This window comes from Sphingomonas sp. NPDC092440, assembly GCF_044754985.1.
Classification (GTDB): domain Bacteria; phylum Pseudomonadota; class Alphaproteobacteria; order Sphingomonadales; family Sphingomonadaceae; genus Sphingomonas.
Genome location: NZ_JBIVQA010000004.1, coordinates 254,429 through 280,668, shown reverse-complemented (window position 1 = coordinate 280,668; position 26,240 = coordinate 254,429). Strand labels below are relative to the sequence as shown.

At 68.4% G+C, this 26,240-nt stretch carries 30 protein-coding genes and 1 riboswitch; of the genes, 19 read left to right on the top strand and 11 right to left on the bottom strand.

What is annotated here, in order from left to right; all coding sequences use genetic code 11:
- Positions 1–213 precede the first annotated feature (213 nt).
- Both ACIQCS_RS09130 and ACIQCS_RS09125 read right to left on the bottom strand, forming a co-directional pair.
- The gene (locus ACIQCS_RS09130; protein WP_401530634.1) at positions 214–1,629 is read right to left on the bottom strand and encodes an ammonium transporter; all 1,416 of its coding nucleotides are present in this window, start codon (positions 1,627–1,629) and stop codon (positions 214–216) included.
- A gap of 14 nt (positions 1,630–1,643) precedes the next feature.
- Entirely contained in the window at positions 1,644–1,982 is a 339-nt protein-coding gene (locus ACIQCS_RS09125; protein ID WP_086127851.1) for a P-II family nitrogen regulator, read from the bottom strand.
- Between the two features lie 225 nt (positions 1,983–2,207).
- Here ACIQCS_RS09125 and ACIQCS_RS09120 point away from each other — a divergent pair, with 225 nt between their 5' ends.
- The 7 genes from ACIQCS_RS09120 (at position 2,208) to ACIQCS_RS09090 (ending at position 8,351) form a co-directional block, all read left to right on the top strand.
- Positions 2,208–2,915 (top strand): hypothetical protein, encoded by a 708-nt coding sequence (locus ACIQCS_RS09120; protein WP_345849557.1) that lies wholly within the window; start codon positions 2,208–2,210, stop codon positions 2,913–2,915.
- Complete coding sequence (locus ACIQCS_RS09115) at positions 2,915–3,664, top strand: sterol desaturase family protein (RefSeq protein ID WP_345849558.1); 750 nt, start codon at positions 2,915–2,917, stop codon at positions 3,662–3,664. Before ACIQCS_RS09120 ends, ACIQCS_RS09115 begins: the two co-directional genes overlap by 1 nt.
- 73 nt (positions 3,665–3,737) lie before the next feature.
- On the top strand, positions 3,738–4,586 hold the full coding sequence (locus ACIQCS_RS09110) for a MipA/OmpV family protein (protein WP_345849559.1): 849 nt from the start codon (positions 3,738–3,740) through the stop codon (positions 4,584–4,586).
- 38 nt (positions 4,587–4,624) lie between these two features.
- Positions 4,625–4,732: riboswitch (TPP riboswitch) on the top strand.
- Positions 4,733–4,849: 117 nt separating this feature from the next.
- Entirely contained in the window at positions 4,850–6,682 is a 1,833-nt protein-coding gene (gene thiC, locus ACIQCS_RS09105) for a phosphomethylpyrimidine synthase ThiC (RefSeq protein WP_345852038.1), read from the top strand.
- A 75-nt stretch (positions 6,683–6,757) separates the two neighbouring features.
- Entirely contained in the window at positions 6,758–7,234 is a 477-nt protein-coding gene (locus tag ACIQCS_RS09100) for a DUF1579 domain-containing protein (RefSeq protein WP_345849560.1), read from the top strand.
- 186 nt (positions 7,235–7,420) lie between these two features.
- The gene (locus ACIQCS_RS09095; protein ID WP_294050149.1) at positions 7,421–7,738 is read left to right on the top strand and encodes a hypothetical protein; all 318 of its coding nucleotides are present in this window, start codon (positions 7,421–7,423) and stop codon (positions 7,736–7,738) included.
- 103 nt (positions 7,739–7,841) lie between these two features.
- Positions 7,842–8,351 carry a RidA family protein gene (locus ACIQCS_RS09090; protein ID WP_345849561.1) on the top strand — a complete coding sequence of 170 codons (510 nt, stop codon included), beginning with the start codon at positions 7,842–7,844 and terminating at the stop codon, positions 8,349–8,351.
- A gap of 283 nt (positions 8,352–8,634) precedes the next feature.
- On the opposite strand, the gene ACIQCS_RS09085 is transcribed toward ACIQCS_RS09090, so the two are convergent.
- Together ACIQCS_RS09085 and ACIQCS_RS09080 are read right to left on the bottom strand one after the other, a co-directional pair.
- Positions 8,635–8,958, bottom strand: a complete 324-nt coding sequence (locus ACIQCS_RS09085) for a hypothetical protein (RefSeq protein WP_345849562.1) — start codon at positions 8,956–8,958, stop codon at positions 8,635–8,637.
- Positions 8,959–8,966: 8 nt separating this feature from the next.
- The gene (locus ACIQCS_RS09080) at positions 8,967–9,893 is read right to left on the bottom strand and encodes a hypothetical protein (protein WP_345849563.1); all 927 of its coding nucleotides are present in this window, start codon (positions 9,891–9,893) and stop codon (positions 8,967–8,969) included.
- Positions 9,894–10,147: 254 nt separating this feature from the next.
- Between ACIQCS_RS09080 and ACIQCS_RS09075 the strand changes: the two genes are divergently transcribed.
- The 3 genes from ACIQCS_RS09075 to ACIQCS_RS09065 are packed head-to-tail and all read left to right on the top strand — an operon-like array spanning position 10,148 to position 11,644.
- Positions 10,148–10,549, top strand: coding sequence for a VOC family protein (locus ACIQCS_RS09075; protein WP_345849564.1), 402 nt, complete (start codon positions 10,148–10,150; stop codon positions 10,547–10,549).
- A 53-nt stretch (positions 10,550–10,602) separates the two neighbouring features.
- Positions 10,603–10,884, top strand: coding sequence for a hypothetical protein (locus ACIQCS_RS09070; RefSeq protein WP_345849565.1), 282 nt, complete (start codon positions 10,603–10,605; stop codon positions 10,882–10,884).
- Between the two features lie 25 nt (positions 10,885–10,909).
- Complete coding sequence (locus tag ACIQCS_RS09065; protein WP_345849566.1) at positions 10,910–11,644, top strand: hypothetical protein; 735 nt, start codon at positions 10,910–10,912, stop codon at positions 11,642–11,644.
- Between the two features lie 63 nt (positions 11,645–11,707).
- Here the strand turns inward: ACIQCS_RS09065 and ACIQCS_RS09060 are convergent, their stop codons facing one another.
- The 4 genes from ACIQCS_RS09060 to nth all read right to left on the bottom strand — a co-directional run bounded on the left by ACIQCS_RS09060 (position 11,708) and on the right by nth (position 15,390).
- On the bottom strand, positions 11,708–12,364 hold the full coding sequence (locus ACIQCS_RS09060) for a DUF6891 domain-containing protein (RefSeq protein WP_345849567.1): 657 nt from the start codon (positions 12,362–12,364) through the stop codon (positions 11,708–11,710).
- Positions 12,365–12,439: 75 nt separating this feature from the next.
- Positions 12,440–13,903 (bottom strand): S41 family peptidase, encoded by a 1,464-nt coding sequence (locus tag ACIQCS_RS09055; protein ID WP_345849568.1) that lies wholly within the window; start codon positions 13,901–13,903, stop codon positions 12,440–12,442.
- A gap of 68 nt (positions 13,904–13,971) precedes the next feature.
- On the bottom strand, positions 13,972–14,673 hold the full coding sequence (ung, locus tag ACIQCS_RS09050) for a uracil-DNA glycosylase (RefSeq protein WP_345849569.1): 702 nt from the start codon (positions 14,671–14,673) through the stop codon (positions 13,972–13,974).
- A gap of 30 nt (positions 14,674–14,703) precedes the next feature.
- Positions 14,704–15,390 carry an endonuclease III gene (gene nth, locus ACIQCS_RS09045; protein ID WP_345849570.1) on the bottom strand — a complete coding sequence of 229 codons (687 nt, stop codon included), beginning with the start codon at positions 15,388–15,390 and terminating at the stop codon, positions 14,704–14,706.
- 78 nt (positions 15,391–15,468) lie between these two features.
- Here nth and ACIQCS_RS09040 point away from each other — a divergent pair, with 78 nt between their 5' ends.
- The 4 genes from ACIQCS_RS09040 to ACIQCS_RS09025 all read left to right on the top strand — a co-directional run bounded on the left by ACIQCS_RS09040 (position 15,469) and on the right by ACIQCS_RS09025 (position 17,156).
- Entirely contained in the window at positions 15,469–15,816 is a 348-nt protein-coding gene (locus ACIQCS_RS09040; RefSeq protein ID WP_345849571.1) for a GFA family protein, read from the top strand.
- A 39-nt stretch (positions 15,817–15,855) separates the two neighbouring features.
- Entirely contained in the window at positions 15,856–16,227 is a 372-nt protein-coding gene (locus tag ACIQCS_RS09035; RefSeq protein WP_345849572.1) for a tRNA-binding protein, read from the top strand.
- A gap of 79 nt (positions 16,228–16,306) precedes the next feature.
- On the top strand, positions 16,307–16,876 hold the full coding sequence (locus tag ACIQCS_RS09030) for a hypothetical protein (RefSeq protein WP_345849573.1): 570 nt from the start codon (positions 16,307–16,309) through the stop codon (positions 16,874–16,876).
- A gap of 67 nt (positions 16,877–16,943) precedes the next feature.
- Positions 16,944–17,156 carry a DUF4287 domain-containing protein gene (locus ACIQCS_RS09025; protein WP_345849574.1) on the top strand — a complete coding sequence of 71 codons (213 nt, stop codon included), beginning with the start codon at positions 16,944–16,946 and terminating at the stop codon, positions 17,154–17,156.
- A 32-nt stretch (positions 17,157–17,188) separates the two neighbouring features.
- Here the strand turns inward: ACIQCS_RS09025 and ubiG are convergent, their stop codons facing one another.
- Positions 17,189–17,920 (bottom strand): bifunctional 2-polyprenyl-6-hydroxyphenol methylase/3-demethylubiquinol 3-O-methyltransferase UbiG, encoded by a 732-nt coding sequence (gene ubiG / locus ACIQCS_RS09020; RefSeq protein WP_345849575.1) that lies wholly within the window; start codon positions 17,918–17,920, stop codon positions 17,189–17,191.
- Positions 17,921–18,006: 86 nt separating this feature from the next.
- Between ubiG and ACIQCS_RS09015 the strand changes: the two genes are divergently transcribed.
- The 3 genes from ACIQCS_RS09015 to ACIQCS_RS09005 all read left to right on the top strand — a co-directional run bounded on the left by ACIQCS_RS09015 (position 18,007) and on the right by ACIQCS_RS09005 (position 21,218).
- Positions 18,007–19,287, top strand: a complete 1,281-nt coding sequence (locus ACIQCS_RS09015) for an aspartate kinase (RefSeq protein ID WP_280277566.1) — start codon at positions 18,007–18,009, stop codon at positions 19,285–19,287.
- A gap of 102 nt (positions 19,288–19,389) precedes the next feature.
- Positions 19,390–20,154 (top strand): hypothetical protein, encoded by a 765-nt coding sequence (locus ACIQCS_RS09010; RefSeq protein WP_345849576.1) that lies wholly within the window; start codon positions 19,390–19,392, stop codon positions 20,152–20,154.
- Positions 20,155–20,231: 77 nt separating this feature from the next.
- Positions 20,232–21,218 (top strand): NAD(P)H-dependent flavin oxidoreductase, encoded by a 987-nt coding sequence (locus tag ACIQCS_RS09005; RefSeq protein WP_401530624.1) that lies wholly within the window; start codon positions 20,232–20,234, stop codon positions 21,216–21,218.
- Between the two features lie 176 nt (positions 21,219–21,394).
- Here the strand turns inward: ACIQCS_RS09005 and ACIQCS_RS09000 are convergent, their stop codons facing one another.
- On the bottom strand, positions 21,395–22,354 hold the full coding sequence (locus ACIQCS_RS09000) for a hypothetical protein (protein ID WP_345849578.1): 960 nt from the start codon (positions 22,352–22,354) through the stop codon (positions 21,395–21,397).
- Entirely contained in the window at positions 22,354–22,695 is a 342-nt protein-coding gene (locus tag ACIQCS_RS08995) for a PadR family transcriptional regulator (RefSeq protein ID WP_401530621.1), read from the bottom strand. The genes ACIQCS_RS09000 and ACIQCS_RS08995 overlap by 1 nt, the downstream gene beginning before the upstream one ends.
- 178 nt (positions 22,696–22,873) lie before the next feature.
- On the opposite strand from ACIQCS_RS08995, the gene ptsP reads away from it, so the two are divergent.
- Both ptsP and ACIQCS_RS08985 read left to right on the top strand, forming a co-directional pair.
- A complete protein-coding gene (ptsP, locus tag ACIQCS_RS08990) occupies positions 22,874–25,153 on the top strand; it encodes a phosphoenolpyruvate--protein phosphotransferase (protein WP_345849580.1) in 2,280 nt (759 codons plus the stop codon).
- 109 nt (positions 25,154–25,262) lie between these two features.
- On the top strand, positions 25,263–26,183 hold the full coding sequence (locus ACIQCS_RS08985) for a helix-turn-helix domain-containing protein (RefSeq protein WP_345849581.1): 921 nt from the start codon (positions 25,263–25,265) through the stop codon (positions 26,181–26,183).
- The last annotated feature ends 57 nt before the right edge of the window (positions 26,184–26,240 follow it).

The following is a 26,240-nucleotide window of genomic DNA, read 5'->3' as shown; positions in this document are numbered from 1 at the left end:
TCGTGGCGGAGGGGGGCGCCGGGCATCGGCGCTCCCGCGCCAGCCCCTCCACCATCGCTTCGCGATGGTCCCCCTCCCCGAGCCGAGTTCGGGGAGGAATGAAGAAGATGAAAAGAGGGCCGATGGTCGAAACCACCGGCCCAAGTCGTCCGCAGGAGGAACCTCGGTTGGGCGCCGCGCCCGCAGGAGAGGCCTGCGCGGCGCCCGATCTCGTCAGTAGTTGTAGGCACGCTCGCCATGGGCATTGATGTCCAGGCCTTCCACCTCGACTTCCTTGCTCGGGCGGATGCCGATCGTGAACTTGAGCAGCAGGAACAGGACCAGCGACACGCCGCCCGACAGGGCCAGCGTGGTCAGCACGCCCTGGGTCTGCACCCAGAGCTGGCTGGCCATGTCATACTTGCCGGCCACTGCCGGGATCACGGTGAAGTCCATGAAGCCCTGGCCGCCCAGCGCCGGATCGGCGACGATGCCGGTGCCGATCGCGCCGATGATGCCGCCGATGCAGTGCACGCCGAACACGTCGAGCGTGTCGTCATATTTCAGCGCGTTCTTCACCGTGGTGACGAAGAAGAAGCAGCCGACCGAGGCGACCGCGCCGAGCACCACCGACGTCATCGGGGCGGCGAAGCCTGCGGCCGGGGTGATGGCGACCAGGCCGGCGACGACGCCCGAGGCGGCGCCGAGCAGCGACGGCTTGCCGTGCACCACCTGCTCGATGATCGCCCACATCGCGCCCGCCGCGGCGGTGGCGACCATGGTGTTGATGAAGGCGAGCGAGGCGAACTTGTTCGCCTCCAGGTTCGAGCCGGCGTTGAAGCCGAACCAGCCCACCCAGAGCAGCGAGGCGCCGATCATCGTCATGGTCAGCGAATGCGGCGGCATCGGCTCGCTCTTGTAGCCCACGCGCTTGCCGATCACGAGGCAGCCGACCAGGCCGGCGATGCCCGCATTGATGTGCACCACGGTGCCGCCCGCAAAGTCGAGCGCGCCCTTGCCCCACAGGAAGCCATGGTCGTCGGGCAGGCCGGCGGTGAAGTCCGGACCCGGCCAGTACCAGACCATGTGGGCCATCGGATAATAGACCAGGATCGACCAGGCGACGACGAAGAGGATCAGCGGCGTGAACTTCACCCGCTCGGCAAAGGCGCCGACGATCAGCGCGGGCGTGATCATCGCGAAGGTCATCTGGAAGACGACGAAGGTCGTCTCGGGCAGATAGACGCCGTTCGAGAAGGTGGCGGCGAAGGTGTTGGCATCGACGCCCTGCATCAGCGCCTTGGAGAAGCCGCCGACGAACAGGTTGAGCGCGCCGCCATTGGTGAAGGCCATCGAATAGCCGATGGTCACCCAGAGCAGGCCGGCGACGCAGACGATGGTGAGCACCTGCATCAGCACCGAGAGCATGTTCTTGGTGCGGACCAGGCCGCCATAGAAGAGCGCCAGGCCGGGCACCGACATCATCAGCACCAGCGCGGCCGAGACGAGCATCCAGCTGACGTCGCCCTTGTTGACCATCGCGTCGGTCGGCACCACCGGGGCGGCGGCGGGCGCCTGCGCGAGCGCGGGCACGGCGGCGAACAGGGCGCCGAGCCCCGCTCCCGCGGCAATCTTCATCGCTAGTTTCATCTGGACCCCCATCTTCACAGCGCCGTCTCGTCGGTCTCGCCCGTGCGGATGCGCACGGCCTGGCCGACATCGAGGACGAAAATCTTGCCATCGCCGATCGCGCCGGTGCTGGCGGCGGCCTGGATCGCTTCGACGGCGCGATCGGCCAGGTCGGCGCCCACCACGACCTCGATCTTGATCTTGGGCACCATGTTGGTGCTGTATTCCGCGCCGCGATAGATTTCGGTCTGGCCCTTCTGGCGGCCGAACCCCTTGACCTCCGACACGGTCATGCCCGCGACTCCCACGCCCGTGAGCGCCTCGCGAACCTCGTCCAGCTTGAACGGTTTTATGATGGCGATGATGAGTTTCATGTCGCCCCCTCGTTGGCGGTTATCCCGAGAGGTGCAGCAGCAAGCGGCGTGCCAAGAGCAAGAATCCCACGATTCTGCGGGTTTCCGCGTAATCAAATGTTACCTGGCGGTAAATTTTTGTGCAGTTGCGAAGGCGTGCCTAAAAAACGGGCAGGATTTGTTACGCATCCGGCGCGGCGGAGCGGAACATGTCGATCCGCGCGAAACTGGGGTAAGGAGCGACCCATGCCATTCGCCATGCCCGTTCCGCAGGACAATGTGCCGGCGGTCAGCTATCCGGTGCTCGCGGCTGAAGCCGTGGGCGCCCGGGGCTTCGTGCCGCGCGGCTGGACATTGGAAAGCGCGGTGACCGGCGATCTCGACGGCGATGGCCGGCCTGATCTCGCCTTCGTGCTCCACATGACGGACCCCGCCAATGTCCGGAAGAACGATGACGGCCTTTGCGGCGATACGCTCGACACCAATCCGCGCATCCTCGGCGTCGCGCTCGCGCGGCCGGAGGGCGGCTATCGCCTCGTCGTACAGAATCACGATCTGGTGCCGCGCCGCGACAATGCCTGCGCCGAGGACTGGTTCGATGGCGAGACGGGCGGCGGGATCGCCATCGCACGCGGCAATGTCGTGGTCACGCTCGGCCGGTTCATGAGCGCGGGCGGATGGGGCATGGGGCGCACCGTCTTCACTCTGCGCTGGCGTGAGGGTGCGCTGCGGCTGATCGGATTCGACGCCCGAAACACCCAGCGCAACAGCGGCGAGACTTCGTCGCTCAGCGTCAACTATCTCACCCGCAAGGTGCGGATCGCGCATGGCAGGATCGACAGCGATGCGGAAACGGTACGCTGGACGCGGCTGCCCGGCACCACGCTCCCCGCGATCGATGCGATCGGCAACGGGCTCGACTATGATCCGGCGGGGCTGGCCGGGAAGCTCTGATGCTGCTCGCCACCCTCCTCTCCGCGCTGGCGATGACGCTGATCGTCGGGGTCCGCTATGTGCTGGCGAGCGGCGGCTTCGCGCTGGCGACGCGGCTGCGGCATCCCGGCCTCTATCACGGCCTCGACGGGCAGATCCGCCGCGAGATCGCCTGGAGCCTGGCGAGCGCCGCCATCTACGGGGTCCCGGCGGGTGTCGTCGCCTGGGGCTGGGCTCATCGCGGCTGGACGCGGATCTATGCCGATGTCCATGCCCTTCCGCTCTGGTATCTCCCCGTCTCGGTGCTGCTCTATCTCCTCGCGCACGATGCCTGGTTCTACTGGACGCATCGCTGGATGCACCGGCCCGCGCTCTTCCGCCGCATGCATGCCGTCCATCATGCCAGCCGGCCGCCCACCGCCTGGGCGGCGATGAGCTTCCATCCGCTCGAGGCGATCACCGGCGCGGTGGTGATCCCGGCGCTGGTCTTCCTCATTCCCGTCCATGTCGGCGCGCTGGGGCTGGTGCTGGCGATCATGACGGTGATGGGCGTCACCAACCATCTGGGCTGGGAGATCTGGCCGCGCTGGGTCTGGCGCGGGCCGCTCGGCGCCTGGCTGATCACTGCCAGCCACCACCAGCGCCATCACGAGCGCTACAACCGCAATTTCGGCCTCTATTTCCGCCATTGGGACCGGCTGTGCGGCACCGATGCCGGGCTCGGCGGCTTCGCGCCGCCCGGACCGCCCAAAGGCCGCGATCGGTCCTGATTTGCCGCCGGCCGGAGGAACCGGGTTCGCGCGGGCGGCGTTTCGCAGCTGCAACATCCGGGAAACCCAGTTCATGCGTATCCACCGTGCCGCGCTCCTCGCGGCGCTCTGCCTCGCCGCCGTGCCTGCCCTGGCTCAGGACGAAATGCCCCCCGCCACGCGCGATAGGGGCGATTTCGCGATGATCGGCGTCGGCGCGGCGGTGCTGCCCGATTATGAGGGCTCGAACGACTATCGCTTCGCCCCCGTGCCGTTCGCCGTCGGCAAGCTTTCGGGGTTCGGCTTCGAGCTTGCCGGCACCCGGCTGAGCGTCGACCTCATTCCAGATCGTTCGGCCAGCGGCCTCGACTTCCAGGCCGGCCCCACGATCAACGTCAACTTCAACCGCACCAGCATCGGCGCCATCGCGGATCCGCGGATCCGGGCGCTGGGCAAGCTCGACGCGGCGATCGAGGTCGGCGGCTTCGTCGGCGTCGCCAAGACCGGGGTGTTCACCAGCGACTATGACCGGATCGCCTTCCGTGCCTCCTATCGCCACGACGTGGCCGGGGTCTCCAGGGCGGGCGTGTTCAATCCCTCGATCACCTACATGACTCCGCTCAGCCGCAAGGCGATGGTCGGGCTGTTCCTCTCCGCGACCCGCGTGGAGAAGGGCTATGCCACCACCTATTTCGGCGTGACTCCCGCCGGCGCGGCCGCCAGCGGCCTGGCCGTGTGGAACCCCAGGGGCGGCTGGAAGGACTGGACCGCGGGCCTGGGCGGCGCGGTGTCGCTCGGCGGCGACCTCACCCATGGCCTCCAGCTCGTCGGCGGCGCCACCTATCGCCGGCTGATCGGCGATTTCGGCGATTCGCCGATCGTCAGCACCGCCGGCGCGCGCGGCCAGTGGCTGGGCAGCATCGGCATTGCCTACAGCTTCTGAAGCATCGCTGGACCTTGCCGGCCCGAGCGCCTAAGACTCGGCCATCCCCGGGGGACCGCGCCTGAGCGGTTGAGAGTTGGCTGAAGCCAAGACCCGCTGAACCTGATCCGGTTGAGACCGGCGTAGGGAGGGAGCGGCCTTTACCCGAAGACCGTCCTCTCCCGTCATGGAGAAGACGAATGGCCGACATGCTTGTTCTGAACAACGCCGCAGGCGGCGTCGAAGGGCCCGCCAAGACCGAACTCGCCCTCGCGGGCAGCGCATTGGCCGTCACCACCGGCGCGATCCGCGGTTCGAAGAAGATCCATGTCGGCCCGCTGAAGGTCGCGATGCGCGAGATCCATCTCGAGCCCGGCTCGGGCGAGCCGCCGGTCCGCGTCTACGACACTTCCGGCCCCTATACCGATCCCGACGCCCGTATCGACATCATGGCCGGCCTGCCCGAGCTGCGCCGCGACTGGATCCGCGGGCGCGACGATGTGGTGGAAGTGCCGCAGCGCGAGGTCCGGCCCGAGGATAACGGCCAGCTCGGCCCCGATCGCTCGGGCGGCGTCCAGCCCTTCCCGAACGTCCGCAAGCAGGTGCTGCGGGCCAGGCCGGGCATGAACGTCTCGCAGATGCACTATGCCCGGAAGGGCATCGTCACGCCCGAGATGGAATATGTCGCCGAGCGCGAGAATCTCGGTCGCGAGCGCCTGAAGGAATATGTGCGCGACGGCCAGGGCTGGGGCGCCGCCATCCCCGATTACGTGACTCCCGAATTCGTCCGCGACGAAGTGGCGCGCGGCCGCGCGATCATCCCGAACAACATCAACCACCCGGAATCGGAGCCGATGGCGATCGGCCGCAACTTCCTGGTCAAGATCAACGCCAATATCGGCAACTCGGCCGTCGCCTCGAACGTCGCGCAGGAAGTGGACAAGATGGTCTGGGCGATCCGCTGGGGCGCCGACACGATCATGGACCTGTCGACCGGCCGCAACATCCACGACACGCGCGAATGGATCCTGCGCAATGCGCCGGTCCCCGTGGGCACCGTGCCGATCTACCAGGCGCTGGAGAAGGTCGGCGGCATCGCCGAGGACCTGACCTGGGAGATCTTCCGCGACACGCTGATCGAGCAGGCCGAGCAGGGCGTCGACTATTTCACCATCCATGCCGGCGTCCGCCTGCCCTATGTGCCGCTCACGGCGAAGCGCGTCACCGGCATCGTCAGCCGCGGCGGCTCGATCATGGCGAAATGGTGCCTCGCGCACCACAAGGAGAGCTTCCTCTACGAGAAGTTCGACGAGATCACCGAGATCATGAAGGCGTATGACATCGCCTATTCGCTGGGCGACGGCCTGCGCCCCGGCTCGATCGCCGACGCCAATGACGAAGCCCAGTTCGCCGAGCTCTACACGCTGGGCGAGCTGACCAAGCGGGCCTGGGCGCAGGACGTGCAGGTGATGATCGAGGGCCCCGGCCATGTGCCGATGCACAAGATCAAGGAGAATATGGACAAGCAGCTCGAAGCGTGCGGCGAGGCGCCCTTCTACACGCTCGGGCCGCTCACCACCGATATCGCGCCGGGCTATGACCATATCACCAGCGGCATCGGCGCCGCGATGATCGGTTGGTACGGCACGGCGATGCTCTGCTACGTCACGCCCAAGGAGCATCTGGGCCTGCCGGACCGCGACGACGTGAAGGTCGGCGTGGTGACGTACAAGCTCGCCGCCCATGCCGCCGATCTCGCCAAGGGCCATCCCGCCGCCAAGGTCCGCGACGATGCGCTGAGCCGCGCCCGCTTCGAGTTCCGCTGGCGCGACCAGTTCAACCTGTCGCTCGATCCCGACACGGCCGAGCAGTATCACGACCAGACGCTGCCGGCCGAAGGCGCCAAGACCGCGCATTTCTGCTCGATGTGCGGCCCGAAATTCTGCTCGATGAAGATCACCCAGGAAGTGCGCGACTTCGCCGCGAAGCAGAATGCGCCGGTCCAGGGCTTCCTGGCGGCGGAAGATGCCGAGGCGGGCATGGCCGCGATGAGCCAGGTCTTCAAGGAAACCGGCAGCGAGCTCTATATGGGCGCGGGCGGGCGCGAGCACGACTAGCGGAGTCGTTCCTTATATGTTCCAACTCTGCGGGGGCTGTGCTAGGGTTGCGCCGTCCCCGCAGGAGGAATGTCCGTGAACCACGCCGAACCTTGCCGCGATTTCGATTTCCAGCAGGGCCGCTGGCACGTCCGGCATCGCCGGCTCACCGCGCGGCTGGCGGGCTGCACCAGCTGGAAGGAATTCACCGGCACCAGCGAGCAGCGCCCGCTGCTCGGCGGCAACGGCAATATCGAGGACAATCTGCTCCATCTGCCCGGCGGGACGTATCGCGCGGTGGCGCTGCGCTCCTATGATCCGGGGAGCGCCAGCTGGGCGATCTGGTGGCTCGACGGCCGGGCGCCCCATCGGCTCGACGTGCCGGTGATCGGCGCGTTCGAGGATGGCGTCGGCCGCTTCCATGCCGACGACGTGCTGGACGGCCGTCCCGTCCGCCTGCGCTTCCTCTGGCTGGGGACCGACGGCGCTGCCCCGCGCTGGGAGCAGGCCCTTTCGCCGGACGGCGGCGCGACCTGGGAGACCAACTGGACGATGGACTTCACCCGGGCCTGACCAGGTTTCCGCCCGGGGCGGAATCATCTCCGGAACGGATGAGCCTGTGTCCATTCCCGATGCATTGGGCGCTATTTCCCCCACCGTTCGCATCGGGGAGAGGTCATGGCGCGGGGCGGGAAACGATGGGCGGGAGCGTTGCTCCTCTTCGGCGGGCTCGTTCCCCCAGCCGTGGCGCAGGAGCGAATGGCGTGCGCGCCGGATTTCTCGGCGGTCACCAGCGATGCGGCGGCGCACCGGCTCGTCCGCGAGGGGCGGCTGGTCGCGATCCGCCCTTTCCCCGGCGGCCCGGACGATATCGGCTATCTCTCCCCCGCGGCCGAGGCGGCGCGTCGTCATTTCATCGGCATGCTCGGCCGCCTGGTCGAGCAGGACCTGATCGACAGCCTCGAGGTTCTGCCCGAATATCGCGGCGAGAGCATCGTTCCCGTCCGCCTCCGCTTCCGCGGCGACCATAGTCGCGGCGGCGGCGCGCCGTTCGAGGCGGTGGTCGAGATCTGGTGACCGCTCGCCCGGATGGCGGCACTGGCATCGGAGGCCGTGCGGGTGCAGGCTGTTCCCGCCGCGCCATGGGGCGGGCATCGGACATCCAGGGTGGAGGCAGGCAATGGCACGGGACATGGATCGCAGCATCGGTGGTGCGGCGAATCGGCGGCGCGCGCGGCGCGCCATGGCGCTGGCCGCAGCGGCGCTGGCCTGCCTGCCCGCCGCCGCCCACGCCCAGCGCAGCGCGATGACGGTGATCATGCCGGAGAATCCCGGTGCGAAGGCGTCGCAGGAGGATTGGGGCTATGCTGAGGCAGTGGTGGCGGGCAACACCATCTATCTCTCCGGTGTGGTGGTGGGGTTCGCGCCGGGCGAGACCGATCTCGAGGCCGCGTTCGACCGCGCGTTCCGCCGGATCGAGGCGACGCTGAAGCGTGCCGGCGCGAGCTGGGACGATGTGGTGGACATCACCAGCTTCCATACCGATATCCTGCCCCAGCTCGCGGCGATGAAGCGAGTCAAGCACCGTTATGTCCATGCGCCCTTTCCCGCCTGGACCGCGATCGACGTCGATCGCCTGCTCCCCGACGCGGGACTGACGGAGATCAAGGTCGTGGCGGTGAAGCGCTAGGGTGAGGATCCAATCAGCAAACCTCGTCATCCCCGCGCAGGCGGGATCCCGGGCCAGGGGCGAGGGGCGCGAAGCTCGCTTTGCCGTTTCCGGCCGGTACCCGCGTGATTGCCTCGATCATCCCATACTACCCTGAATCCCCGCCTGCGCGGGGATGACGGAAGTGATCTCAAAGACTTGTCCGGGTTCTCGACCAAGGTGGAACTGATATTCCCGGTTGCGGGGACGACGATCAAGAATGGGATGTCTGGCCCCGGGGCCCCGGATTCGGCGGCTCCCGGGCTCATTCCCGCGGGCGCAGCGTGCCTTCGATCATCGGCACCAGTCCGATCCAGTCGCGCGGCAGCCGGGCGATCAGGAAGCGCTCGATGTTCTGCTGCGGATCGGCAAGGATCCCGTGCGGCGTCCGCACCGCGCCATGATAGGCGCGGCAGCCATCGGCCCGGATCGCATAGAGGAAGCCGCGATAGCCGAGCGCGGGAGGCTCCCGCCAGCCCGCGCCCGCCGCCAGGGCATCGTGCAGCGCGGCCAGCGCCGCGGCGGCTCGCGCGTCGAGCTGCCAGACCGGATTGGGCCGGCCGCTGAAGACATCGAGCTCGACGCGCATGGCCTGGTTCAGTTGATCACCACCGATCTGCCTGCGTAGAAAAAGTCGCAGAAATTGGTGTACGGCCCCCGCGCGCAGGTCTGCGGGTCGGTGATCAGCACGCCGTTGCTGTCATAGTTGCGTGCCGCCGTGCTGCCGGGCTTGTGGCCCCAGAAGCCGCCGCGCTGGTGACGATACCAGTGATAGTCATAGCCCGGCGCGATCACCAGCGCCATCAGCCGGCGCGGATACTCGCTCTGCGGCAGGCAGGTGCACCGCTTCTTGAGGCCATCGGCCATCGCCGCGGCGGTCACCGTGTTGCATGCCATGACGGACGTGCCGGCACCATGCGCGCGGCCCGGCTGCGCAAAGGTGTTGGTGCGCCAGTTCCGCGCGTAATTGTAGCAATTATTATAGGGCTGGGTCGCCGGATTGTTCCAGAAGCCGGGATTATACTGGCTGACCTCATATTGGCACTGGCTGCACTTGCTGTCGGGAATGGTAGTGATGAGCGGGTTGCTCGGCGGGGGCGGCGGGGGCGGCGGTCCGGGGGGCTTCCGCATCAGGCGCGTCGTCACCTCCATCCATTCCAGCGCGGTCTCGCGCAGCTTCTCGTCGAGCGGCGTCACGGCATGCTCGACCAGCCGGACCTCGGAACGGAGCGGCATCGTCCCGATGAGCAGGCGCGCCAGCTCGCCCGCGGCATCCAGATTCTCCTTTCCGGTGGGCGCCACCGCGAATTTCTGCGGAAGCCCGCGCGGCGCCCGCACGTCGTCGAGGAGATTCTCGACGCGAACCTCGCGAAAGCCGAGCCCGTCATAGCCCGCGCCGGGCTTGGTCACCGCGGCGCGCATCTCGCGGGCCGCGCCGAGCAGCTTCTTGGCTGCTTCTTCCTCGGTGATCATCCAGACCGGATTGGGCCGGCCCGAGAACATATCCACTTCAATGCGTAGCATGATCGATTCTCCCCAGTAGAAGAATTGGCGTCATGCGACCCAGGATTTATCGAAGAAATTTATTGGCTGACCCGAATTGCCCCATGGAGTTTCGCGCAATTCATGTGCGACTCGACATGCGGAATTCGAGCATAGTCCCTGCCTTTCGATCCAGGCAACCAAATAGACTGGAAGAATAATCCATTTTGGGTATCAGCCTTTCCGGCGACGGCGCCCGGGCCGGTTGCCGCGGCCCGGCCCGCTCTGGAGACAAGGTGCCCCAACTCGCCCATATCGCCCTCATCGTCCGCGACTATGACGAGGCCCTTGCCTTCTACGTCGGCAAGCTGGGCTTCACGCTGGTCGAGGACAGTTACCAGCCCGAGCAGGACAAGCGCTGGGTCACGATCCGCCCGCCCGGCGCGCCCGATGGCGCCACCACGCTCCTGCTCGCCCGTGCCGCCACGCCGGAACAGGAAGCCGCGATCGGAAACCAGGCCGCGGGCCGCGTCTTCCTGTTCCTCGCCACCGACGATTTCGCGCGCGACCATGCGGCCTTCGCCGCAGCCGGCGTGCGCTTCGTTCGTCCGCCCGCCCTGCAGCCCTATGGCAAGGTCGCGGTGTTCGAGGATCTCTACGGCAACCGCTGGGACCTGATCGGGCCCGCCCGGGACTGAAGACGCCGCCCGGCCATCAATGCTAGGGTGGCGCTCCGAAGGGAGCCCCGCGCATGGACACCGAACCGCACCCCCTGCTCGCGCCGCAGACCGCCCGCGCCACCTTCCGGGTCGGCGATCGCGTGGTGATGGAGGCGGAGGCGCGCACGACGCCGCTCGGGCTGCTCGCGGCCGGGGGAATGGTCGCGGCGATCCTGCTCGCGATTCCGCCGATCCTGCTGGCCAGGCGTGGCCGCGCGGCGCTCCGGCCGCCCGGGGTCGGCGGCGCCGCGATCCTGATGGATGCCCCGGCGCAACATCTGCCGGGAACCTCTCCAACCACGCTCGCAAATTAGGATTTCGTCTGGCCTATCCTGCCTGATGAGCAGGAAACGCAATGCCGCCGCCTCGCGCGCGGCCTCCGCCCCGGAGCACGGCGCCAAGCCGCGCCTCGGCTCCCCCGTTCGGGTCCGGCCGCGCCATGATGGCTGGTCTCCCGAGAAGCAGGTCGATTTCATCGAGGCGCTGGCGGAGAGCGGCTGCGTCGCCCACGCCTGCGAGCGGGTCGGCATGCAGCCGCAATCGGCCTATATGCTGCGAAGGCGCATCGATGCGCAGAGCTTCCGCTTCGCCTGGGATATGGCGCTCGATTATGCGGTGCAGCGGCTCGCAGAAGCCGCGCTCAGCCGCGCGATCCACGGCGTCGCGGTGCCGGTATTCTATCAGGGTGAGCAGATCGGCGAGCGGCGCCATTTCGACGAGCGGCTCACCCGCTTCCTCCTGCGCTGCCGCGATCCGGTGCGCTATGGCGCCTGGATCGACCGGATGGTGGAAGCCCGGCGCCATCCGGACGGCGCCGCCTCGCTGCTCTCGCGCGCGATGCACAATCTGGAGGACGATGCCTATGCCGAGGAGGCGGGCGAGCGGCGTTCGCGCGATCGCCACCTGCCGCTCGGCTGGACGCGCGTGGACAATCTGGAGGATGTCCGGGCCGCCGACCTGGCCCGGGAGGAAGAAGCGCGCGAAGCGGCGGACGAAGCGCGGCGCGAGGCCGAGTTCCAGGCCCATCTGGATGAGATCGCACGCGGGCAGCGGAAGAAAACCGGCCCCCCATAGCCTAAACTTCGTAAACTTCCGCGTGCGCGGCAGCCCCTCAGATGCGCCCCTCAGATGCGCCCCTCAGATGCCCCGGCGCCGCTTCCAGTCGAGCGCCACGCCGATGCGCTGGTCCCAGCTGCCGTCCCAGCGGGTCTCCAGCCCGTGCGCCTCGAGCTCGACGACGATGTCGCGCGCCACCGCCAGCGCCGCGTCCTCGCCCTCGTCGCAGGCGCCGTAGTTGAGGTACAGCCCGCCGCCGTCCACGGCGCTCTCGGTGTCCTGCATGTGGTAGAAGGCATAGCCGCGTGCCGACACCCCGGCATCTTCCGCCGCGCGCACCTCGTCCCAGATCTCGGTCGCGCCGCAATTGCCGCAGCAGCTGAAATTCTGGCGGGTGATCACGCCGCTTTCCTCCAGCGCGGCGAAGGCGGCGTCGAGCCGGTCGCAATCCGTTTCGTCGGGCCAGTGGCGTTCGGCGGCGCGCTGCTCGGCCAGTGCCTGGCGGAGCAGCTTCTGCGCGAGCGGGCGCAGTTCGTCGGGAGACAGGTCGTCGGCAAAGGCGTCGGACGCGTTGGTCAGGATCGCGTCCTCGTCATAGAAGCCGCTCGCCACGTCGCGGCGGATCTGGTCGCGTACCCATTCGGTCTTCTCGGCCAGCGGCGTGGCCGGGGGCGCCAGCGCGGCCTCCGGCTGCGGCGCGATGCGCTTGCCGAACAGGCGGCCGAACAGCGACTTCATTGCTTCCTCCATCGTCGGGAGGGGAAGATAGCAACCCCGGAGGCCCGCGCCTATGCCGCGCGCCGCAAAAACGGATCAGAACATGCCGGGCACGTCGCGCTGGGGCACGCTCGGCCGGGCGGGCGCGAGCAGCTCGTGCGCCGCCGCGCCGCCCGTCTCGGTGGCGCTTTTCGCGGCGGCGGTGGCGGTCACGGCGCTGATCGCGGTGCAGCTCCGGCCCTGGATGAAGTCGAGGGCGGCGCGGGTCGATGCCTCGCGCGGATCGCCCATGGGATAGGCGATGTCGTCCGATGCGCGGCAGCTCGCCCGCACCGTGCCGGCGAGCCCGGTGAAATAGGCGCCCTGATGGTCGCGATTCTGCAGGGCGAAGGCGATGATGCGGAAACGGTCGTCGCAGGCGGTCTTGTCGATGGCGATCTGGCCCACCGGCTTGCCATAGGTATTGGTGCCGACCAGCGCGAGGCTGGTGCCGAGATAGGGGAGCATCCCGGCGGCGACGAGCTCGCTGGCCGATGCGGTGCTCGACGTGCCGATAAAGGCGACGCGGGTCGGCGCGATCGACTGGGTCTGGGGCGCGAAATAGGCGGTGCTGTTCTCCGCCGACTTGCTCGGGCGGAAGGTCATATAGTCGAACACGTCCGAGGTCGCCCGGTTGGCGCCCATCAGATTGCCCATCAGCTCGGCGATCGAGACGAGCCCGCCGCCATTGTAGCGCAGGTCGATGATCACTTCGGTCACGCCGGCGGTGCGGAACTGGGCGAAGGCCGCGCGCAGCGGCGAATCGGCGGTGTTGATGAAGGTGCGCAGATTGACATAGCCGACGCGGTGGCCGCCATCGTCGATGATCTTGGCGCCGTAGCGCGAGGAGACCGGAGTGAGCGTATAGTCGGTCTTGGCGATGGTCACCACGCGAGTGCCGGCGGCGGCGTCGTTCACGCGCATGGTGCGGCTGGTGCCGGCGGTGTTGGGGCCGAGCGCATCGGTCAGCGCGGCGGTGCCGCCGCCGGCGAGGATGTCGCTGACGTTGCGCAGGTTGGCGGCGCTGGTACCGATCGCCTGGATCTCGGTGCCGCGGTCGATCCCGGCGGTGAGCGCGCTGGTGCCCTCGAACGTTTCGGCGGAGTAGAGCCGGTTGCCGTCGAGATAGAGGCGGAAGCCGAAGCCCGCGCTCGAGCCCGAATTATAATAGGCGTTCTCCTCGGCGATCGAGGTGACATAGGTGAAATAGCGGTCGCGCCCCTGGGCCCGCGCCGTGGCGGTGAGCGCGTCGACATAGGCGCCGACGCTGGCATAGGGCGTGGGATCGAGGCTGGCGGGCAGCGTCTCGGGGAAGAGGTACCATTCGTTGAGCTGCGCGGCGGCCCAGTCCTGGCGCTCGCGCAGGGTGCAGCCCGCCACGGTGGGGGTGGGCGTGGTGGTCGGCGTCGGCGTCGCGCTGCCGGTCGATCCGCCGCCGCCCGCGACAGACCCGCTGCCGCCTCCGCCGCCGCTGCAGGCGGAAAGGGAAAGCGCGATCAGGGCAGTCAGCGTACGGCGCATGCGAAGTCTCCTCGGCGGCCAGCCTAAGTCAAGCGTGGGGCCAAGTCATCCTGCTGCATAGGTGAAATCTAGTTCTGTAGTGGCGGCAGCGCCCAGTCGATCGGCTTCATGCCGCGGCTCCTCAGGAATTCGTTGGCCTTGGAGAAGTGCCGGCTGCCGAAAAAGCCCGAATGGGCGGAAAGGGGGGAGGGATGGGGCGCCTTGAGCACCAGATGGCGGCCGCCGCGGTCGATCGAATCGACGAACGCTGCCTTTTTCTGGGCATGGCTGCCCCAGAGCAGGAAGACCACCGGCTCGGCGCGAGCGTTGACGAGGCGGATCACCGCGTCGGTGAATCGCTCCCAGCCGCGCCCCTGGTGCGATGCGGCCATGCCCATCTGCACGGTGAGGACCGCGTTGAGGAGGAGGACGCCCTGGCCGGCCCAATGCTCGAGGAAGCCGTGCCGCGCCGGCGGAATGCCGAGATCGGCCTCCATCTCCTTGTAGATGTTGACCAGGCTGGGCGGGGTGCGCACGCCCGGCCGCACCGAGAAGCACAGCCCGTGCGCCTGGCCCTCGCCATGATAGGGATCCTGGCCGAGGATGACGACGCGGACGTCCTCGAGCGGCGTCAGGTCGAGCGCGCGGAACCACTCGCTGCCCGCCGGGAAGATGCGCTTGCCCGCCGCCTTCTCGGCGACGAGGAACTGGCGGAGCGCCGCCATGTACGGATCGGCGAACTCGCCCTGCAGCGGATCGAGCCAGCTCGGATGGAGTTTCACCTCGGCCATGGCCTCCTGTCCGAAAGCCGCGCCGCCCTGTCAATCGCCTCGCGCGCGGCAATCGCGCCGCAAGGGGCAACGCGCGCAGTCGGCGGCGTCGAAGCGGCAGAGCGTCTGGCCGAGCTTCTTGGTGGCGATGTGGAAGTCGAGAAAGTCGCGGCCCTGCCATTCGGGCATCGCCCGGGTCACCGCCTCGCTCGCCGCGCGGCCGCCGGCACCGCGGTGGACCAGGCCGGTGCGCTGGAGCACGCGCAGCACATGGCCGTCGACGATCAGCACCGGACGGTCGAGGGTGCTGGCGTTGAGCGTGGCGGCGGCGACCTTGCGGCCGACGCCCGGCAGCCGTTCGAGCCAGGCCAGGGCGTCGTCGAGCGGCAGGTCGCCGAGGAAGCCCAGGTCGAACCCCCGGCGCTCCGCCGCGATCCGGCCGAGCGCACCGATCACGTAGCGTGCCTTGTCCTCGGCATGGGTGACCGCGCCGATGCAGCGCAGCACGTCCGCCGGGCCGGCCGCGAGCACCCGCGCCGGGGTGCCGAACGCGGCGACGAGCCGGTCATAGGCGGCGAGCGACACCGCGTCCCTGGTCCGCCCGCTGATCATCGACTTGACCAGCGCCCCGATCGGCGAGCGCCGGGGTAGCGGTCCGGCCAGGGTGCGGATAGGCTCCAGCGCGCGCTGCCAGCGCTGGATGTCGTCGTGCCCGCAGAATCCGAAGCCCGATTGCATGCTGGCATGGTAGAACATAACTAGAACAAGAGCAATGGGCGACGCTGGCGCGTTGGCCATGGAACAGGAGGAGAGCCGATGCCGTTCACCGGAAGCTGCCATTGCGGCGCGATCGCCTATACGGTCGCGGAGGATCCGCCCGGCCAGGCGATGCAGTGCAACTGCTCGATCTGCCGCCGCAAGGCGCCGCTCCACCATTTCACCACGCCGGAGCGGTTCACGCTCCACACCCCGCGCGATGCGGTGGCGACCTATCGCTTCAACCATCATGTCATCGATCATCACTTCTGCGGAACCTGCGGCGTCGCACCCTTTGCCGAGGGGCAGGGGCCGAACGGGCCGATGGTGGAGATCAACCTGCGCTGCGCCGACGGAATCGATCTCGATGCCCTCAATGTGCAGCTGTATGACGGGGCGAGCCGCTGAGCGCTGGTCTCGGCGGCGTGGCGGTGGCAGAGGGTCGGCATGCACCTTTCCCATGATCCCGCCGCCCCGGCCGCCGAGACGATCGGCTTCGACCAGTTCCTGTCCGTCGACATCCGGGTCGGCACGATCGTCGAGGCGCAGCCTTTCCCCGAGGCGCGCAAGCCGGCCTACAAGCTGCTGATCGATTTCGGCCCCACCATCGGCCGCAAGCGCTCCTCGGCGCAGATCACCGAGCATTATGCGCTGGCGGAACTGCCGGGGCTCCAGGTCGCGGCGGTGGTCAATTTCCCGCCGCGCCAGATCGGCAAGTTCATGTCCGAAGTGCTGACCCTCGGCTTTCCCGACGCGGCCGGCAGGGTGGTGCTGTTCCATCCCTCGATGCCGGTGCCCGATGGCGGCCGGCTCTTCTGATCGGTAGCGCTAACATTTTTCGTTGAAACGTTCCGGACACAGGCATAGCCTCGCCGCAAAATAACGAGGGGAGGCATATATGACCAAGCGACTGGCGTTCGCCGCCATGACCCTGTCGATTCCGGCAATGGGATCCGCCCCGCGCGCCGCGCAGGACGCGGCGCCGGCGGCAGAGCCCGAGATACTCAACAATGCCGATCCGGACAGTTTCCAGGTCTATGGCCTGCCGGGCGGGGCCAAGCCGGCGTCGATCAAGGATGCCAAGGTCCAGTTCGGCAAGGCGATCCGCGTCGAGACGCCGGGGGGCGGCAATGCCTGGAGCGTCGGAGTCAACGCGCCGCTGCAGGCAGGCGTGCGGAAGGGCGACAAGCTGCTCATCGCCTTCTACGCCCGGGTGGAGAAGCCGGCCGAGGGCGCCACCACCGCGGCGATCGCCTCGGCCCAGCTCCAGCTTGCCGCCGCGCCCTATACCAGGCTGTTCGGCGAGGGCGTCACGGTCGGGCCCGAATGGAAGCTCTACAAGATCGTCGGCCATGCCGATCGCGACTATGCGAAGGGCGAGCTCGCCGCGGCGCTGCACATCAATACCGCCCGGCAGACGCTCGACATCGGGGCGATGGCGGTGCTGGACTTCGGCCAGAAGCCCTGAGCCGCGATTGCGTCACGGCCACGCATCGGCCAGTGCGTTCCGGCAATATATTCGGAGAGCGAAGCGCGTGGCTGACGAATCCATCAAGGGACCGGCTTCCTATTTCCCGTCCATCGAGAAGAAGTACGGGCGCCCCATCGGCGAATGGCAGGAACTGGTGCGCAAGGCGCTGCCGGCCAAGCACATGGAGCTGGTCGCCATGCTGAAGAACGAGCATGGCATGGGCCATGGGCATGCCAATGCCGTGGTCGCGCACGTGCTGGCGACGGAAGGGAGCTAGGTCGCCGATCGCGACCGCTCCGCCCGGGCGGTCTAGGCCCGCACCGCCGTGACCAGATAGTTCAGCGCCTCGCCGGTGCCGGTCACGAAGCCGCGTGCCGGCGAGAAGCCCAGGCCGGTGCGGTCGGTCACCTTCAGTCCCGTGGCGGCCAGCAGTTCCTCCAGCTCCTCGGGGCGGAGGAACTTGCTCCAGTCATGCGTTCCCGGCGGGATCGCGCCGGTGCCCTCGGCCAGCGTGATCATCGCCAGGCGCGAGGCGAGCGTGCGGTTGGGAGTGGAGAGGATCATCAGCCCACCCTCGGCCAGCGCCCCCGCCAGCGCGGCGACGAAGGCCGCCGCATCGGTGACGTGCTCGATCACTTCCATCGAAGTGACGAGGTCGAAGGTCCGCCCCGGCAGATCCTCGATCCCGCCGGCGACATAGTCGATGGCCAGCCCGGCGGCCGCGGCATGCGCGCGGGCGGCGCCGATATTCTCGGGCGCGGCGTCGATGCCGGTCACTGTCGCGCCCAGCCGGGCGAGCGGCTCGGCAAGCAGGCCGGCGCCGCAGCCGACATCGATCGCGGTCCTGCCCGCCAGTGGCGTGAAGCGGGTGGGATCGCCGCCCCAATGCGCGTCGATCGCGGCGCGGACATAGCCCAGCCGCGCCGGATTGAGCCGGTGCAGCATTGCCGAGGAGCCCTTCGGATTCCACCAGTCCGCCGCCAGCTTGCCGAAATGCTCAGCTTCACGCGGGTCAATCGTAGCTTTGGTTGCGCTTGCCATGCGCCGCTCCTATCAGGGCGCCCCATTATCGTCATCCCCGCGCAGGCGGGGACCTCAAGGCCCGCAAAGCAGACAGGCTCCTTTCCATGGCGCGTATCGTGATGAAGTTCGGCGGCACCTCGATGGCTGGCATCGAGCGCATCCGGAGCGTCGCGGCGCGGGTCAAACGCGAATGGGAAGCCGGCAACCAGGTGGCGGTGGTCGTCTCGGCCATGGCCGGCGAGACCGACCGGCTGGTCAATTTCTGCCGCGAGGCGAGCTCGCTCTACGATCCGCGCGAATATGACGTGGTCGTATCGAGCGGCGAGCAGATCACGTCGGGCCTGCTCGCGGTCGCGCTCCAGGCGATCGGCGTGCCCGCGCGTTCCTGGCTCGGCTCGCAGGTGGCGATCCACACCGACGCCGCCCATGCCAAGGCGCGCATCCGGTCGATCGATTCCGCCGGGCTCGAAGCGGGCTGGTCGCGCGGCGAGGTCGCGGTGATCCCCGGCTTCCAGGGCATCGCCAATGACGGCAGCAACCGCGTCACCACGCTCGGCCGCGGCGGATCGGACACCTCGGCGGTGGCGGTGGCGGCGGCGGTCAAGGCCGATCGCTGCGACATCTATACCGATGTGGACGGCGTCTACACCACCGATCCGCGCATCGTCCCCCGGGCCCGCAAGCTCAGGAAGGTGACGTACGAAGAGATGCTGGAGCTCGCCAGCGTCGGGGCCAAGGTGCTCCAGACGCGCTCGGTGGGCCTGGCGATGAAGGAACAGGTCCGCGTCCAGGTGCTGTCGTCGTTCACCGGCGACGATGCCCCGATGGCGGACACGCTGCCCGGAACGATGATCGTGGGCGAAGAGGAGATTCAGGACGTGGAAAGCCAGCTCATCACCGGCATCGCGCACGACAAGAACGAAGCGAAGATCACGCTCACCGCAGTGCCGGACAAGCCGGGCGCAGTGGCGACGATCTTCAATCCGCTGGCCGAGGCCAACATCAACGTCGACATGATCATCCAGAACATCGCGCACCAGAGCACGGGTTCGGCGAGCGCGACCGACGTGACCTTCACCGTGCCGGCGGCCGATCTGGCGCGCTCGATCGAGGCGCTCAACCAGGCCAAGGGCTCGATCGGTTTCGCCGACCTGCTGCAGGACACGCGCGTCGCCAAGATCTCGGTGGTGGGCGTGGGCATGCGCAGCCATGCGGGCGTGGCCGCGACGATGTTCAAGACGCTCGGCGAGCGCGGGATCAACATCCAGGCGATCACCACCTCGGAGATCAAGGTCAGTGTCCTGATCAACGAGGACGAGACCGAGCTCGCGGTGCGCATCCTCCACACCGCCTATGGCCTCGACGCGACCGACGAAGCGGCCTGATCCCTTTTCCAGCCCGGCTGCAACGCACCGTAACATGCGGCGCGATGCTGCCATGTTTCGGACGCCGTGCCGCCGCGGCGCAATGGTTGGGGCGAAGCCGTGATGCGGTGGCCTTCCCGTCCCTTCGCCGATTCGGGACTGCTCCGCAGGCGGGGCGCCGCATTGCTGCTGGCGCTCGCCATCGAGCTGCTGCTGGTGCTGCTCCTGCTCTTCTTCGTGCCGCCGGTGCCGAGCCGCAAGGAGAGCGGGCGCACCACCGTGTTCGGGGTCGAGGCGTCGAAGGGCGAGGATAGCCCCGACAAGAAGCCGGCCGAGAAGCAGCAGAAGAAGGCAGCGAAGGCGCAGCGTGCCGAGGCGCAGACCCAGCCGCCACCGCCGGTGCCCGTGCCGGTCGAGACGCCGGTGCCGGTGGGGCCGCCGACCTTCCTCAAGCTCAGCCGCAACGATTATCAGCAGGGCGACATCGCCAGGATGCCGTCGCGCGGGCCGACGCGCAGCCAGGACAGCGAGGTCGCCGATAGCGGCGGTGCGCGGGCGGACGATAGTCCGATAGTTGGCACGGCCCCCAATGGCGAGCCGCTCTATGCTCCAGGCGGATGGGTCCGAAAGCCGACCAATGCTGAAATCGAGCCCTATCGGCCGCGCCGGGCCAAGAACGGTACTGGCACGATCGCGTGCCGCACGGCGCCACGAAACCGGCTTGTCGATTGCCAGATCCTTGGTGAGTCGCCTCGCGGATCGGGCTTCGGTTACGCGACGCAGCAGGCATCCTGGCAATTCCTGATGCGGCCGCCGCGCCTGGGCGGCAAGGAGCAGATCGGCGTTTGGGTGACCGTCACCGGCGAATATACGACTACCGAGAAATGACACCGGGCTTGCGGGGAGCCGCCGGGCGCGGCTAGGCCCCTGCCATGACGATCGGACAAGAGAGACTGGAGCGCCGGATGGCGCGGGGACGCGACTTTCTGGGCAGCGAGGTCGCGATCATGTGCGGCGCGATGTCATGGGTGAGCGAGCGCAACCTCGTCGCCGCAATGTCGAATGCCGGCGGTTTCGGCCTGATCGCCTGCGGCGCGATGACGCCCGAGCTGCTCGACGCGGAGATCGCCGGCACCAAGGCGCTCACCGCGAAGCCCTTCGGCGTCAACCTGATCACCATGCACCCGCAGCTGTTCGACCTGATCGAGGTCTGCAACCGGCATGGCATCGGCCATGTCGTCCTGGCCGGCGGGCTGCCGCCGGCGGGCTCGCTCGACGCGATCAAGGCCAATGGCGCGAAGCTGATCTGCTTCGCCCCGGCGCTCAGCCTGGCCAAGAAGCTGATCCGCTCGGGCGTCGACGCGCTGGTGGTCGAGGGCATGGAGGCCGGCGGCCATATCGGCCCGGTCTCGACCAGCGTGCTCGCGCAGGAGATCCTGCCCGAAGTGGCCGAGGCGGTGCCCGTGTTCGTCGCCGGCGGCATCGGCCGGGGCGAGGCGATCGCCGGCTATCTCGACATGGGCGCGGCCGGCGTCCAGCTCGGCACCCGCTTCGCCTGCGCGACCGAAAGCATCGCGCATGCGAACTTCAAGAAGGCCTTCATCCGCGCTTCGGCGCGCGACGCCACCGCGAGTGTGCAGATCGATCCGCGCCTGCCGGTGATCCCGGTGCGCGCGCTCAAGAATGCCGGCGGCGAGCTGTTCACCGCCAAGCAGCGCGAAGTCGCCCAGCTGCTCGACGAGGGCAAGGTGGCGATGGCCGAGGCGCAGCTCCAGATCGAGCATTACTGGGCCGGGGCGCTGCGCCGCGCAGTGATCGACGGCGATGTCGAGCATGGCAGCGTGATGGCCGGCCAGTCGGTCGGCATGGTGACGAAGGAAGAGCCGGTGGCGGACATCATCGCGACGCTGATGGCCGAAGCCGCCCATGCGCTGGAGAAGCGCGCGGCCTGAGGCTTGCCGAGCGCCGGGCGGGGAACACCCGGCGCTGGTGCCAGGCTGAGGACTCATATTACTTCAACCGTCGTCCCGGCCTTGCGCCGGGATTCCGCTTCTTCTTGCGCGGGTGAGATAGCGGGGCCCCGGCGCAAGGCCGGCGTGACGAAGAAGGAACCGCTGAGTCCCCAAAACTAGCGGGGCTCCTTGTAGAGCTGGTACAGCTCCTTCACGCATTGCCAGGCGGAGATCGCCGCGACCACGATCACCGCGATCTCGAGGCCCTTGTCGAGACTCTGCTGGATCTTCGCGACCTTCGCCGCGTCGGCGCCGGCGACGATCACGATCCGCTCCGCTGCATGCAACACCGCGGCGATGGCGAGCGTGCCGGCGGTGCTGGCAAGGATCAGCAGCGCGCGTAGCGGCTTCCAGGCCGGCCGCAGGAACTGGACGAGGCTCAGCAGGATCCGCGCCCAGACCAGGACTACCACCGGCCAGTAGAGCGTTGCCCAGATCGGCGCGGCAGTGATCGTCATCCCGTCGTCGTGCGGGAAGAAGGGGATGGTGAAGGCGCCCGCCCACCAGGCGAGAAAGCCGATGCCGAAGGCGATCTCGAACACCGGCTCCCAGCGCTTGCGCGGCGGCAGGTCGAGGCGGAGCTTGCCGAGGTCGGGCAGTTCCTCGGGCTTCCAGCGGGCGAGATAGGTGTCGAGCCAGCCGGCCTGCTCGATGGCCGCAAAGGCCAGGGTGATCAGCGCGCCGATGGTCAGCAGCGTGTTCGCGGCGTCGCCGAGCCCTTGGGAAAGCGCCTGGAAGAAGGGTTCGCCGCTCACCGCGATCCGCCCGGCGGTCTTCACCGCCTCGATCACCGCGAAGAGCGCCAGCATGATCCGCAGCACGAACCAGTAAAAGGGGAAGAGCTCCGCGCCGATCAGCACCTGACGGTCGTGATAGCGGCCGGCGACGGTGAGCGGGTGGCCGAATTCCCTGAGGATCTGGCTCACCTCGCCCTTGTCGAGCGGGCGGCCGAGCGCTTCCTCGCGATCCTCGATGCGGGCGGCGATCAGGTCGGCCAGCTCGGCGATGATGTCGCCGGCCTTGGCCGAGGGCAGGTTCCAGCGCACCGCGCCGAGATAGCGTTCGATGAGGTCCATCACTTTTCTCCCTCGGTCAGGCGCAGGATCGATTCCGAGATCGCGTTCCATTCGGCGAGAAGCTGGCCGAGCACGTGCAGACCGTCGGGCGTGAGGCGGTAGAAGCGCTTGTTGCGCCTCGCTTCCTCGCGCCATTCGCTGGTGAGCAGCCCCTGCGTCTCCAGCCGGCGGAGCAGCGGATAGAGCGCGCCTTCGTCGATCGGCAGCCCCGCCTCCTCCAGACTGGTGCGCAGCGTGTAGCCATAGCGTTCCTCGCGCAGCGCGCCGAGCACCGCCAGCACCAGCGATCCGCGCCGCAGCTCGACGCGCAGTTTCTCGAACAGGTCTTCCTCGACCGGCATCGCCCTGTGCCTCATATCGTGTATGACACACACTGTGTAGCATACAGTATAAGAGGCCACAAGCTTCCCCGGGGATCGTTTCGCCGGCGTTCGCGATTCGCGGCGGGTTGCCGGTGGCGGCGCACACTTGTTTCGCCTGCGCATGGCGCGCGCGATCACAATCTGTTAGCGCGGATCCATGCCCGTTTCCGCAGCCGCCTCGGCCCGTGAGATACTGACGCGCCTCCACGACGTGATGGCGTCGCGCAACCCGGCGCAGTCGAAGCTCAATTCGGTGGTCAACATCATCGGCGAGGCGCTGTCGAGCGAGGTCTGCTCGATCTATCTGCTGCGCGAGGGGCTGCTCGAGCTGTTCGCGACGCGCGGCCTCGCGCAGGAGGCGGTGCACGTCACCAAGCTCGCGCTGGGCGAGGGCCTGGTCGGCACGATCGCCCAGAATGTCGAGACGCTGAACCTCGACGAGGCCGAGCTGCACCCCGCCTTCGCCTATCGTCCCGAGACGGGCGAAGAGGCGTTCCACAGCTTTGCCGGCGTGCCGATCATCCGGCGCGAGCGGGCCGTGGGGGTGCTCGCCGTGCAGCATGCCGAATCGCGCCGCTACGAGAGCGAGGAGATCGAGGCGCTGCAGACCGTAGCGATGGTGCTGTCCGAGCTGATCGCCAATGCCGATCTGATCGACCCGGCGAGCGGCGGCGGCTCCACCCGGCTCCAGTCGACCGCGCCCGAGCTCGGCCATGGCTTCAAGCTGGTCGACGGCATGGCCGCCGGCGTCGCGGTGTTCCACCAGCCGCGCATCGTGATCGAGCACACCGTCGCCGAGGATACCGAGGCGGAGCGCCACCGCGTCTATGCCGCGTTCGACAAGATGCGCGAGCAGATCGATCGCATGGCCAGCCAGGCCGAGTTCGGCGGCGGCGGCGAGCAGGACGAGATTCTCGCGACCTACAAGATGTTCGCCTATGACGAGGGCTGGTCGCGCCGGATCAACGAGGCGATCGATTCGGGCCTCACCGCCGAGGCGGCGATCGAGCGCGTCCAGCAGCGCACCCGCCAGCGCATGCGCGAGATCGACGATCCGCTGCTGCGCGACCGGATGCACGATCTGGAGGATCTCTCCAACCGGCTGCTCCGTATCGTCTCCGGCCAGCTCGGCACCGCGGCGCAGATGGGGCTGCGGCAGGATTCGATCCTGATCGCGCGCAATCTCGGCCCGGCGGAGCTGCTCGAATATGATCGCCGGCGCCTGAAGGGCGTGGTGCTGGAGGAAGGATCGCTCACCGCGCACGTCACCATCGTCGCACGCGCCATGGGGGTGCCGGTGCTGGGGCGCGTCCGCAACATCCGCCAGATGATCGCCGAGGGCGACATGCTGCTGCTCGACACCAGCGAGGAGAGCCTGTTCGTCCGCCCCACCCAGGCGATGCAGGAAGCGTTCGAGGCCAAGCTCGAGCTGAGCCAGAAGCGCCGCGCCGCGTTCGCGCAGATGCGCGGCGTCGCGCCGGTGACGACCGACGGCCACCGCGTGACGGTGATGGTCAATGCCGGCCTGCGCGACGACATGGCCGCGCTCGATCTCACCGGTGCCGACGGCATCGGCCTGTTCCGCACCGAATTCCAGTTCCTCGTCTCGGCCACGCTGCCCCAGCGCGAGATGCAGCGCCGCCTCTACAAGGACGTGCTCGACGCGGCGGGGGACCGCCCCGTTACCTTCCGCACCGTCGATATCGGCGGCGACAAGGCGCTGCCCTATCTCAACCATGACGAGGATGGCGAGGAAGAGAATCCCGCCATGGGCTGGCGGGCGCTGCGCCTCGCGCTCGATCGCGACGGGTTGATGAAGGCGCAGGCGCGCGCGCTGATCGAGGCCGGTGCCGGCCGCACGCTCAACATCATGTTCCCGATGGTCTCGGAGCCATGGGAGTTCGACGCGGCGCGCGAGCTGTTCGAGGCGCAGCGCACTTGGCTCGCCGCGCGCGGGCGCAAGATGCCGACCGAGATCCGCTATGGCGCGATGCTCGAGGTGCCGGCGCTGGCGGAAGTGCTCGACCTGCTGCTGCCGCGGCTCGATTTCCTGTCGATCGGCACCAACGACCTCACCCAGTTCCTCTTCGCCGCCGATCGCGCCCATCCCAAGCTGGCGTTGCGCTATGATTGGCTGAGCCCGTCGATCCTGCGATTCCTCAAGCGCGTGGCGGACCAGTGCCGGGCGGGCGGCGTGCCGGTGGGCGTGTGCGGCGAGATGGGCGGGCGGCCCCTGGAGGCGCTGGCGCTGCTCGGGCTCGGCATCGATCGCCTGTCGATCACACCTGCCGCGGTGGGGCCGATCAAGGCGATGGTCCGTTCGATCGATCGGGGCGCGCTGATGACGGCGATGGCCGGGATGCTGGCCGATCCGGGCAGCTCGCTGCGCGACCAGCTGGAGGCATGGGCGAGCGAACATTCCGTCGAACTGGCCTGAACTGCGGGCAAAATCACCCTGGCTGGCGTTGACAGGCGCGGCTTGGTGAACGACAGCTTCAGCCGTCGGCGGGAGCAACGGGCGCAACCCTTCCGCCCGGAGAGTATGGATGGAAGGCGAAGCCGCCGAAGACCCGACCCTGTTTCCCGCCAGCGTGGGCGAGAAGCTGCGTGCCGCGCGCGAGGCGCAGGGCCTCGATCTTCCCGAGATCGCCGCGCGGACCCGCATTCCGCAGCGTCACCTCGAGGCGATCGAGAAGGGCAATTATGCCGGCCTTCCGTCGATCACCTATGCGCTGGGATTCGCCAAGGCCTATGCCCGCGCGGTCGGTGCCGACGAGGTGATGATCGCGCGCGAGCTGCGCACCGAGCTGCATCGCAATCCCGAGCGCGCGGCGCCCGTTCCCGCCTATGAGACGAGCGATCCGGCGCGCGTGCCGCCGCGCGGTATCGTCATCTTCGGGGTCGTCCTGGCGCTGCTGCTCGTGGTTGGCGGAGTGCTCTATTACGGTACCGGCCTGTTCCGCGGCAGCGCCCCGGCGCCCGAGACTCTGGCGACCGAGGAGCCGCAGGCGAACCTGGCCGACAATGTCAGCGTCGCCAATGCCGCCGTGCCGGTGGCGGCCAGCGGCGGCCAGGTCTCGCTGATCGCGCTCGACACCGTCTGGATCCGCGTCACCGATGCCAAGGGCACCAAGCTCGTCGAGAAGGAGCTCGCGCCCGGCGAGCGTTACGACGTGCCGGCCGATGCCGATCATCCGCGCATCCGCACCGGCGGGCCCGAGAAGATTCAAGTTACGCTCAATGGCTCGAACGTCGATCCGCTCGGCCGCGCCGGCACGACGGTGGATGTCGAGGTGAGCGCCGGTGCGCTGCGCGCCCGCGGCCAGCCGGGCGCTGCGCCGACGCCGGCTGCCGCCGCGACGCCGGCCGCGCGCCGCGAGCGTCCGGCCGCGCGCCTCTCGACGGCGACTCCGGCGCCGACACCTGCCGAGCCGGCTGCGACGAGCACTGGCAACAGCGCGCCGTAAGGACTGGCGAGGCGGGCGGCCTCCCGGCTATAGCGGACCAATTCTCCATGTCTGACC

Coding starts and splice junctions, on each gene's coding strand:
- ACIQCS_RS09130 (WP_401530634.1), bottom strand. CDS start 1,629: ATGAAACTAGCGATGAAGATTGCCGCGGGAGCGGGGCTCGGCGCCCTG.
- ACIQCS_RS09125 (WP_086127851.1), bottom strand. CDS start 1,982: ATGAAACTCATCATCGCCATCATAAAACCGTTCAAGCTGGACGAGGTT.
- ACIQCS_RS09120 (WP_345849557.1), top strand. CDS start 2,208: ATGCCATTCGCCATGCCCGTTCCGCAGGACAATGTGCCGGCGGTCAGC.
- ACIQCS_RS09115 (WP_345849558.1), top strand. CDS start 2,915: ATGCTGCTCGCCACCCTCCTCTCCGCGCTGGCGATGACGCTGATCGTC.
- ACIQCS_RS09110 (WP_345849559.1), top strand. CDS start 3,738: ATGCGTATCCACCGTGCCGCGCTCCTCGCGGCGCTCTGCCTCGCCGCC.
- ACIQCS_RS09095 (WP_294050149.1), top strand. CDS start 7,421: ATGGCGTGCGCGCCGGATTTCTCGGCGGTCACCAGCGATGCGGCGGCG.
- ACIQCS_RS09090 (WP_345849561.1), top strand. CDS start 7,842: ATGGCACGGGACATGGATCGCAGCATCGGTGGTGCGGCGAATCGGCGG.
- ACIQCS_RS09085 (WP_345849562.1), bottom strand. CDS start 8,958: ATGCGCGTCGAGCTCGATGTCTTCAGCGGCCGGCCCAATCCGGTCTGG.
- ACIQCS_RS09080 (WP_345849563.1), bottom strand. CDS start 9,893: ATGCTACGCATTGAAGTGGATATGTTCTCGGGCCGGCCCAATCCGGTC.
- ACIQCS_RS09070 (WP_345849565.1), top strand. CDS start 10,603: ATGGACACCGAACCGCACCCCCTGCTCGCGCCGCAGACCGCCCGCGCC.
- ACIQCS_RS09065 (WP_345849566.1), top strand. CDS start 10,910: ATGAGCAGGAAACGCAATGCCGCCGCCTCGCGCGCGGCCTCCGCCCCG.
- ACIQCS_RS09060 (WP_345849567.1), bottom strand. CDS start 12,364: ATGAAGTCGCTGTTCGGCCGCCTGTTCGGCAAGCGCATCGCGCCGCAG.
- ACIQCS_RS09055 (WP_345849568.1), bottom strand. CDS start 13,903: ATGCGCCGTACGCTGACTGCCCTGATCGCGCTTTCCCTTTCCGCCTGC.
- ung (WP_345849569.1), bottom strand. CDS start 14,673: ATGGCCGAGGTGAAACTCCATCCGAGCTGGCTCGATCCGCTGCAGGGC.
- nth (WP_345849570.1), bottom strand. CDS start 15,390: ATGCAATCGGGCTTCGGATTCTGCGGGCACGACGACATCCAGCGCTGG.
- ACIQCS_RS09040 (WP_345849571.1), top strand. CDS start 15,469: ATGCCGTTCACCGGAAGCTGCCATTGCGGCGCGATCGCCTATACGGTC.
- ACIQCS_RS09035 (WP_345849572.1), top strand. CDS start 15,856: ATGCACCTTTCCCATGATCCCGCCGCCCCGGCCGCCGAGACGATCGGC.
- ACIQCS_RS09030 (WP_345849573.1), top strand. CDS start 16,307: ATGACCAAGCGACTGGCGTTCGCCGCCATGACCCTGTCGATTCCGGCA.
- ubiG (WP_345849575.1), bottom strand. CDS start 17,920: ATGGCAAGCGCAACCAAAGCTACGATTGACCCGCGTGAAGCTGAGCAT.
- ACIQCS_RS09015 (WP_280277566.1), top strand. CDS start 18,007: ATGGCGCGTATCGTGATGAAGTTCGGCGGCACCTCGATGGCTGGCATC.
- ACIQCS_RS09010 (WP_345849576.1), top strand. CDS start 19,390: ATGCGGTGGCCTTCCCGTCCCTTCGCCGATTCGGGACTGCTCCGCAGG.
- ACIQCS_RS09005 (WP_401530624.1), top strand. CDS start 20,232: ATGGCGCGGGGACGCGACTTTCTGGGCAGCGAGGTCGCGATCATGTGC.
- ACIQCS_RS09000 (WP_345849578.1), bottom strand. CDS start 22,354: ATGGACCTCATCGAACGCTATCTCGGCGCGGTGCGCTGGAACCTGCCC.
- ACIQCS_RS08995 (WP_401530621.1), bottom strand. CDS start 22,695: ATGCCGGTCGAGGAAGACCTGTTCGAGAAACTGCGCGTCGAGCTGCGG.
- ptsP (WP_345849580.1), top strand. CDS start 22,874: ATGCCCGTTTCCGCAGCCGCCTCGGCCCGTGAGATACTGACGCGCCTC.
- ACIQCS_RS08985 (WP_345849581.1), top strand. CDS start 25,263: ATGGAAGGCGAAGCCGCCGAAGACCCGACCCTGTTTCCCGCCAGCGTG.